Here is a 9,126-nt window from a genome sequence, read left to right as displayed (position 1 = left end):
TTGGTACCCCCCGTGAGATCTTTTCAGCTCCCCATGACCGTTACGTTGCCCGTTTTGTCGGAATTGAGAATATTATCGAGGGTACCATCACTGGAAAAGACGGCGGCCTTGCCACTATCGAGGCAGATGGTACGCTTCTGTATGCGATCTCCCCGCTTACAGAGAGCACTCATGTACATCTCTTCCTCAGGCCTGAGGATATCGCCCTCAGTTGTACAGGCGAACATGCGACAAGTGTCAGGAATATCCTCCCCGGAAAGGTGGTTGAGATCATCCCGATGGGACCCTTGAACCGCCTCATCCTTGACTGCGGGATACAGCTCATCGCCGTTATCACCTGGAAGGCAACCGAGGAGCTTGGGATCAGTGTGGGATCTGAGATCTGCGCATCTTTCAAGGCCTCGGCTGTGCATGTGGTGAAGAGGTAGGGCAGGTCATCATTTTTTCATCTCTTCTTCCTCTTTTCCTGCCTTGCATTGTGAAATGGGATTATCGATCATCCTCTTCGATCAATATCCGTCCACCGCAAACCCCCATTATTGTACAAAGAGCATGCACCGGGACTCCTGCCCGGATCCGATCCCTCCCTGCCTCAAATGTCTTCTCAACAAGCACCCCGACACCAACAACCTCCGCACCCGCCAAATCGGCAACCCTGATCAGTGCGGCGGCAGTCTCCCCCCGTGCCAGCACATCATCGATGATCAGCAACCGGTCCTGGCTCCCAATGTATTCCGTCAGGATGAAGAGATCCGTCTTGTTGTGTCCTTTTGTCCGTGAATGCAGGCTATCGTGAAAATATGGTCCCTGCATCGTCTTCGGGACCTCTTTTCTGGCGATTAATACCGGTATGCCAAGCTCCATTCCGGTGGGGAGTGCCGCGAGTATTCCGCTCACCTCGGCGGTCAGTATCTTTGTCGGGGAGAGATGCCTGAAATGCTCTGCCAGCTCCTCTCCGCAGCGCTTCAGGAGGTTGGAATCGGCAAGATGATGGGTCAACTACCCCGCCCTAAACGGCGGGGCTTGCAATAGCGGTGTTACCACAGACATTGCAATTTAATGTGCACGAAGGTTGCTCGTAGTTGAGCCTTATTCGTACCGGTCGGTTGACGCGACCGCTACTGATTATCGGTGTCATAACCGAATCACCAGCTACTTTTCTCAAATGGTTTAACGCACCATTGACATCCGCATTGATCACGATACCGGAACTACTCTGGTACAGTCCCCGGCTGATACGACGGCATCTTCCATACCATGGTTTCTGGATCGGATCGAGTGCCAGGGCATCAACCTGCGATGTGTACCGTTCATCATGGGAGTCGTCAAAGTGTATCCCGAATATCTCACATTTTGCCTGTAATTTCCGTCGAAATTTCGCATAGGGAATCTGGACGAAATTCTGGTTGTTTCTCGCACCATGATTGATCTCTTGTTTGATCCCATCCCATCGTGGCACAATAATGGTACCGATTTCGTGATCACATGCAAATTTGATGAGATAAGCGACAAATCGGTTCATCGCCTCATCGATTTTGTTATTTCGTCTGATGAGGAGGCGTGACTGGCGGTGCGTAAACTCCTCGGTTAATCCCTGTTTATCTTTAATCGATTGTAATCGGGCGTTTTCTTTGTTGTACCACCGGTTGATTGATTTTAGATACGTACCATCGATAATCGAGGCAGTCCCGGTAGCAGTGTCAACGATTGTTGCAAAATTGGTAACGCCGAGATCAATCGCAAGATAATGGTCAGGATTGAGATGTGTTGGTTGAGGGGGAGCCGTATACGCAAATTCGATCGTGTATACCTTCCCGTTATGGTGTGGAACAAGAGTCACTTCACGGATCTGGTTTGGTTGAATGTGTGGCGGGATTTTGAATGTCAGTTCTTTCCCGGTTAATCTATGCTGTTTTTTAAACATCCGTGACATGCCGAGAGTGACATATCCATTCCGCATTGTGATATGCGATGCAGGAAATGCCAGTTTGTACCTGCCATTTTTGTCCAGATAGCGCGGGGATCGTGGTTGGCTGCTGAGTTCGCCACAGTGGTACATCCGCATGAGTGCAAAATACGAGGTGTACGCTTCTTCAACACTCCTAATCGTCTGTTGCGCAACATCACTATGGAGCAGCGGATAGTTCTCATTCTGGCGGGATTGGACATAATTTGAGACATCTTTGTAGGGAAAGTCTTTCTTCCGGGTATAGGGGAGAAAGGAACCGATACAGATGGTGACGTTTGCAGCAATATCCGGTCGAACCGCTTGGAAGATCGGAGCATTTTCGCAATATTCGAAGTAATGCTGCCGGGTATTGTACAATGCAACATTGTACAAATTCTTTGAATGGTATGCGAGTGTGTCAATAATATGATACTGTCGTTGTGACAGTCGCAGATAGTTTGACACCGTTCGAATTACCATTTGATGCATATGGGTTGTACTACAGGATATGGGTTATGGTTCAATTATGGGCGATTCCTCCCCGGCATGAATGCCGGGGTCTCCTCGCCCTTTTAGATGAATCATGGATCTTCAGCACGAGATTGAGTTGTTCCAAGTGCATGATTCAAACCCCTTGATCGTCAGATGTGAATTCATACACTTGTTAGGACTGGTCACCGAACATCCTCCGGGGGGGCACTGCCATCCCCCTTCGGAGCTCGGTGAAGGCGACCTATCGGTCACCAAGCGAGGCTTATAGCCCCGCCATTGAGGATAGATGGCGCTTCGCGCCCATTACTTGTTACTGTTTCCTCTCTCTTCCTCAACCACAGTTTCTTATGCACTGTCGCTTGTATGAAAGGGGATCATTTGTGAGGATGAAGCCACGACATTTAGATTCTTTTACTCAGGAATCAGGGATTAGATGATCAGAAATTTGGAAAAAAAGTCCTCATATGAGATGGAAGAGAACTGATCTGGATATTCTCAGATGCCATCTTTAATCTCGAGCTCAGACAGCCAATGATTGCTTCATGGATATTGTCAATAGCTTCTTTGAGCGTTTCTCCTTCGCTCATACATCCCGGCAGGTCAGTACACTCCACGACATACCGCCCATCCTCGTCCTTTTCGACAATGAGAGAGAATTTCATAATGGTATCGTAGATCATATTCTGTCAGGACATTCTATAAAGGTATGTGTATGCCCGGAGATCGAATGGAGGGAAACAATGGATCACTCATTTTTCCCTCTCTTGATTCGAAGAGGGGCAATTATCCTGGTGTGTAGGGTTCCTGATGATATCTGAGCAGCTAATAAGAATCTATTTAAACCTGGTATGGGGGAGTTCGGAGAAGATACAAAAAATAGTGAATCTCAGAGGCAGAATACCCAGAGATTCCAGGAATTGATCCACCAGAGCATCGCAACTGCGGCAGCAGCAACAACCGTATAATGGATTCTGTGCAGGCGGTTCCAGTACCCTTCTTTCCAGGCAATGGCAGCGAAACCAACTGTCAGCAGCGTCAACAGAAGCGAAAGTACCGGGACAATCAGGGCGAGGGTAAACTCAACTGGTGGAACCGGACTGATCAGGTATGTTGAGACGAGTGTCTCGTTATCTATGATTTCGGGTAGTATTACCAGGACGAATCCAAGGAGCGAGAACGCGGATGCACCGGCAATCCACCGGGCAATCCGGGCGTGGCGTGGCATTGCCTTTTCAGGTATAGCATATGCCCGCCTGAATGCAGCGAGGAGCGGCCAGACGAGTACCGTTGCAAGAATAATCCCGGCGACATTTTTCACATTCTCCAGAAATGACGGTGTATCATGCCAGGCAAGCCTCTCAAAAGTGAGAATTGGGACGTTTTGAAGGACGAAAAACTCCGGCCTCCCGGCAGAACCGAGATGAAAGATGAGGTTTCCGGTGCACTGGGGGTCTCCATCCGGGAGTGCGAAGATATCCTTTTCAATCATATAATATTCCTGAGCATTTCCGGGGTGCTCAAGGAGGAGTGTTCCATCACTTGAAACAGAGACCACAATTGGTGATCGTTTGGCGACATACTTCTCAAAATGTGCCATATTGCGCCGGTTGGTCTCATAGGTGCCCGTATATTTCTCAAGATCGGCAGTGTTCAGTGGATCTGGATCCGGGATTGCTACCTCTTCTGCCGGGTAATAGTGATCCATAAATGCCCGGAGCAGTTCATTTCTCGCTGCCCCTCCGCCGACGCTGTTATAGGAGACGAAGAAACCTGCCTGCTCTGTTGGCATGAAGATCAGGAGAGAATGAAACGTGTTGGTATCTCCGCCATGACCGATCAGCCGCCTGTTATTGACATGCATCTCATAGAAGCCAAGGCACATGCCCGAGCCGCGGGGATCATTTGTGAATGACTCTGCATGCATGAGCCCAGCGGTGTCACGGGGAAGGATTGTGACATCATCCAGGCTCCCACCTTTCATATGCATGGCAAGAAATGCCGCCATATCCGGTGCTGTGGAGCTTATTGTTCCGGCAGGCCCGATATTATAGATGTCATCATGGATGGCTTGATTCTTCCGGCTGAATACATATCCCTTCGAGAGTCTTTCTGCTCTTTCAGGAGGGAGATCCTCTCCTGTACTGGTGCTCTCCATTCGGAGTGGTGAGAGGATATTGTCGTTGATATATACTTCAAACGGAACTCCGGTGACATCCTCGATTATAACTGCTGCAAGGGTGGTTCCGTAATTTGAATAAGATGAGACCTTGCCGGGTGGATTGACCCGTGCGGGCATATAGCCGGCACAATAGTCCCTGAATGATATCATATTATCAACATTATCAACTGCCATAAACCAGATATACTCTTCAAACCCGGCAGTATGCGTCATCAGGTGGCGCATTGTTATCGGCTCACCGGGATAGGTGTCTGGTATCTGGAAATCTTTCAGGTACTGGTTCACATCAGTATCGAGATCGATTCTGCCTTCAGACTGAAGCTTCATCACAGCAGTCCAGGTGAAGAGTTTGGTGATCGATCCGATCCGAAAGAGCGTATTGTCCGCATCCACAGGCACCCGCTTTTCGATATCGCTGTAACCATACCCTTTTACAATAACGAGCTTTCCGTCTTTCACAACCGCAACCGTTGCCCCAGGCACATTGTAGAGGGCGAGGTTTGCCGGCATGATCTCATCAAGAAACGCTTCGACCTCTTCCGGGTCAAGCGGCCCGGGTGGCTGCACAGGGAGCTGATCTGATCCGGCAACCGGCAGGGCTGTTATGAAGCAGATCAAAAGGAGAAGGAGAAAGTGCCCTCGAAAGTCCATGCGGATTCATGGATTGAAGGGATGATAAGCCTTGCTGAGCTATTTGGATGATTATCCTTTCGTACCAGTTCCTTTGAAGAAGGTGTAGCAGAACGTCCCGTCTGCCTCAGTAGTTCTCTCAAGGTCGGCTATCCCCTTCTCCCAGGCAGTTTGTGATACCTGTCCACGTGCGAGTGCTTCTTCGCGAACTCCTTCAACCATGGCAATAAAGGTTTTTCTGGTAAAACCTTCCACAAGATCGGGCCTGCCTGCATCCACATACACCATCCTCTCTGACACCGCCGCATCAGAGAACCCTGCCTCTTTCATGAGCGGATAGAGTCTTCTCCCGATGCAGGCATCTCCTCCTTTCTCTGCCTGGAGCGAAACAAGCGTTCGAATGGTTTCCTGTGCAAATGGGCTGTCGGGGTGGAAGAAGGTTGATCCATGGTCACCTTCAATGATTGTAATCGTTCCACCCGTCTTCAGCAGGGAGCGTAGTTTCAGAAGTGCCGAGCGTGGGTTGTGGAGGTGTTCAAGCACAAAGCAGACAAAGATATGATCAAAAGCAGACTCGCGGAAGGGGAGAGTGAAGATATCCCCATTCACAAGGTCAACTGTTTTAATATGCAATTCTCTCATTCTCCACCGGGCAATCCGGAGAGATTCTGTTGATATCTCAACTGATGTTATCGTTGCTCCCGGAGAATGGGCAGAGAGTATCGCAGTCTGGGCACCGACACCGCATCCTGCTTCAAGCACCCTGCATCCGTGTGGATATCTGGTATCATGGTGAAGGATCCGGGTGAGTGTATCTGCCTGATCGGAGAGTCGTTCCGCCTCTCTCTTTGATCTGCCGTGAATATATGGTCTGCTCATATCTTGTGTTTCTTTTTGTCCACTCATGTTCTAACGTATTCATTATTGGGTATTGATGTACAAAAAGGTGACGGGGTCACTGATCTCATCGCCCAAACAGCATCAGACTCATTTTTTGGCGAATCAGGAAGAATTCGTCAGTTTATATGGAAAATAAAATGCCCCGGACTGTGTATCATTCTTCCTGAATGCTATTCTCTCGTTTTGTGCAAATAGTCACCAAACAGCTCTCAATCCTTTACTGTCTGGAGGAAAAAAGTGATTATATAAGTTTTGAATTTACCATATCGGCGAGCATTCTGCCCAGTTCAGTGAGCCGTATCGAGATATTGCGTCCTTTCTTTGCCTTTTTAATGAACCCGGCCTCTTCAAGCTTTGAGAGGTGGTGGGAGAGCCGGCTCCGCTCGCTCCTGAACTCCTTGCTATCCTTCTCGATATCGGGAGTGATCATGAAGATAAGGCTGTCAAGTGACTCGACTCCCTCTCCAATGAGAGTGATGATATGCCGCTGCTCTTCACCAGGATAATCCACCGGGATGACCGGGATCTCAATGACCTCCTCAATTCCGATCTCTTCTCCCATGTCATCATATTTCGGAATGGCTGTTATCATCTTCGATCCGGTCATGCAGGCGGCGATATAGGCACCAACCGACAGGGTATGGGTTGAGCCGGATGTATTCAGGAAGACATCATTTCCTATCATCTTCTCTTCAGTGATCATCGTGAAGAGCTGGTTTGCTGCCTTCAGAACAGATTGCTTGTCAACTGCCCGGATGTCAATATCCCAGAGCATCTTCAGCTCGGTCTGAATCTGCTTGGCAATCTTTTTTATATTTTGTTCACTGGCTTTATTTTTATCTTCCCCGACGATAAGAAAGAGTTTTGAAAAAGGAATCTCACGAAGGGCGCTGATCGACTCGATCAGGCGATCCTTCTGGTTTCCCACAAAAACAATGTGTGTAGTTGGCATGTACATATAGCTATCACGTTGAATCGTGTATATATCTTTCTATGGATCAACCTCTTTTTCGAAGTCCCTAAATTAAAGTTGACTTTTGTCTTTTCACTCATCAATTCATTTCTCAGGCAATAGTTATGCATATATTCTGAAAATACAGGAATCATGTAGAGCATTGACGATTATATTTATGGATGGACTCTCTCTCTCTCTCACATAACCCCGGTGAAGTAGCCTGAAAATACCGGAATCACAATATTAATCTCTATGAAAAAGATTAGTATATGGAATCCACTGCTTCCTTTGGTATCAAAACAGGATACACTATCCCCCCAAATCCAAAGATCACGGTCTCGATATTCGTCATCCTCACCTTCATCTTCTCTTCACTCTTCTGGTACCTGATCTCAGGGACACCTGCACTGGCAGACAATGCGACCCGCCTCTATCTCTATACTATCGCCGTGATGTGGTGCCCGACGCTTGCTGCCATAATTACCCGCCTGTACTTTCAGCGGAACCTGAAGGGATTTGGAATGGCTGTCAAAAAGCCGATCTGGCTCCTTGTTGCTGTGCTCATTCCAATTGGAGCAGGGCTCCTGATGTTTGGATCGGCCTGGATATCAGCTATAGCCCCCTTCAGCCATGAGGGTGCAGCGATTCTCCTCTCAATCAGTTTCATCCCCACACTCACCATCGCAGTTGGATTCAACCTTTTCGCAGCAGCCGGTGAGGAGTTCGGATGGCGGGGATTTCTGGTTCCGGAACTTGCCCGGTTCCAGAGCTTCACACCCCTCGCACTGATATCCGGCGGCATATGGACGGTCTGGCACTTCCCGCTGATCATCTTTGGATCCTATCATGGGGCTGGATCTCTTGCCTTCTCCCTTGCCGTCTTCATCCCCTCAGTGATGGGTGCAGGACTCATCCTTGCCTGGCTCCGCCTTATGTCGGGAAGTGTCTGGGCTGCCGTCCTTTTTCATGGCTTCTGGAACTATCTTATCCAGCAGTTCTACCCGGCACTTACCCAAATGACTGATGCCGGGGAGATGATGCTTGGGGAATTTGGCTGGTTTGCTGCTGCCTTTTATGTGGTTCTCGCACTCATCTTCTGGCATTACAGAAATGCACTGCCAAAACTGCCGGCAGAGGGGGTGTGAGCATGAGATCAGACTCTGGTGTGAATGCTCTCAGACACTTATTGTCCAGAGAAGGAATGGTTCCCTCCCTGATCGGAATCTATCTCTTCCATTGAAGGTTGAATACAAAATCCTCCTTTTGGAACCAGGATTTCAAACCTCGCCCCCTCTCCGGGCACCCCGGTCTCTGAAATGGTAATTCCGGTAATCTCAAGGATCTCACTGACAAGGAAAAGGCCAAAACCCGTATGTCTTCCAACCCCGCTCTCAAAGATCATCTCTTTCTGATCATAGGGGATGCCTTGTCCGTCATCCTCCCAGGTGATAAGGAGGCCGTCATCCCTCTCCTGGCATCGAATTGTTATGCCTGTTGCCCCTTCTGCATGCCTTTGGGCGTTATCATAGAGGTTCATAAAGACCTTCCCGATCATCGGCTCGGCATAGATCAGCACAGGATCACAAACAGCAGTGATTGGTAACAATGAATCATCTATCTCTTCCAGAAGGCCGGATAACGAGATCCACTCAGGTTCATTTACAGCGATCTGGTCATACTGGCGGGTAAACTCAATCTGTCTTTCTATTGCATCAGCAGCGGCTTTCAGCTGCTCAAGGTATTCTGCGAGTTCCTCATCTGATTCTGTCTCACCGGCAATTTCCAGGTACCCTTTGATTGTCATTATCTTATTCAGTATATCATGGCGGGTGATGCTTGAGAGAAGGTTTAATTTCCGGTTTGCTTCCCTGAGTGAATCTTCGGCCTGTATTCTCCCGGTAATATCAATCCCGACTCCGACAATAAATCCGGGTGCCATACCACCGGAAGATGCCCGCCGTCCATGCCACTCGATGAGGAGTCTTTTGCCGGTTCTGCTGATTATATGGTTCTGGTTGATCG

The 9,126-nt window shown here is 48.8% G+C and carries 9 protein-coding genes; 2 read left to right on the top strand and 7 right to left on the bottom strand.

All coding sequences use genetic code 11. The features are described from left to right. A partial coding sequence (locus QCH34_RS02480) for a TOBE domain-containing protein (protein WP_300329551.1) occupies nt 1-428 on the top strand: 428 nt, incomplete at its 5' end. A gap of 61 nt (nt 429-489) precedes the next feature. Here QCH34_RS02480 and QCH34_RS02475 read toward each other — a convergent pair. The 6 genes from QCH34_RS02475 to QCH34_RS02450 form a co-directional block, all read right to left on the bottom strand. Beyond that, nucleotides 490-999 (bottom strand): hypothetical protein, encoded by a 510-nt coding sequence (locus QCH34_RS02475; RefSeq protein ID WP_300329547.1) that lies wholly within the window; start codon nt 997-999, stop codon nt 490-492. Nucleotides 1,000-1,009: 10 nt separating this feature from the next. Beyond that, nucleotides 1,010-2,428: a transposase gene (locus QCH34_RS02470; RefSeq protein WP_300329545.1), complete on the bottom strand. Its 1,419-nt coding sequence runs from the start codon at nt 2,426-2,428 to the stop codon at nt 1,010-1,012. Nucleotides 2,429-2,877: 449 nt separating this feature from the next. After that, on the bottom strand, nt 2,878-3,120 hold the full coding sequence (locus tag QCH34_RS02465; RefSeq protein ID WP_300329542.1) for a type II toxin-antitoxin system HicB family antitoxin: 243 nt from the start codon (nt 3,118-3,120) through the stop codon (nt 2,878-2,880). A 206-nt stretch (nt 3,121-3,326) separates the two neighbouring features. Further along, the gene (locus tag QCH34_RS02460; RefSeq protein WP_300329540.1) at nt 3,327-5,270 is read right to left on the bottom strand and encodes a serine hydrolase domain-containing protein; all 1,944 of its coding nucleotides are present in this window, start codon (nt 5,268-5,270) and stop codon (nt 3,327-3,329) included. A gap of 51 nt (nt 5,271-5,321) precedes the next feature. Further along, entirely contained in the window at nt 5,322-6,128 is an 807-nt protein-coding gene (locus QCH34_RS02455; protein ID WP_300329537.1) for a class I SAM-dependent methyltransferase, read from the bottom strand. Between the two features lie 262 nt (nt 6,129-6,390). Beyond that, nucleotides 6,391-7,101 carry a DUF6293 family protein gene (locus QCH34_RS02450; RefSeq protein ID WP_300329534.1) on the bottom strand — a complete coding sequence of 237 codons (711 nt, stop codon included), beginning with the start codon at nt 7,099-7,101 and terminating at the stop codon, nt 6,391-6,393. 272 nt (nt 7,102-7,373) lie between these two features. Here QCH34_RS02450 and QCH34_RS02445 point away from each other — a divergent pair, with 272 nt between their 5' ends. After that, entirely contained in the window at nt 7,374-8,249 is an 876-nt protein-coding gene (locus QCH34_RS02445) for a type II CAAX endopeptidase family protein (RefSeq protein WP_300329531.1), read from the top strand. Nucleotides 8,250-8,287: 38 nt separating this feature from the next. On the opposite strand, the gene QCH34_RS02440 is transcribed toward QCH34_RS02445, so the two are convergent. Beyond that, a partial coding sequence (locus QCH34_RS02440) for a HAMP domain-containing sensor histidine kinase (protein WP_300329528.1) occupies nt 8,288-9,126 on the bottom strand: 839 nt, incomplete at its 5' end.

It is taken from the genome of Methanocalculus sp. (assembly GCF_029762515.1).
Classification (GTDB): domain Archaea; phylum Halobacteriota; class Methanomicrobia; order Methanomicrobiales; family Methanocorpusculaceae; genus Methanocalculus.
The sequence above is the reverse complement of the archived record's forward strand: the minus strand, read 5'-3'. Positions and strand labels throughout refer to the sequence as shown.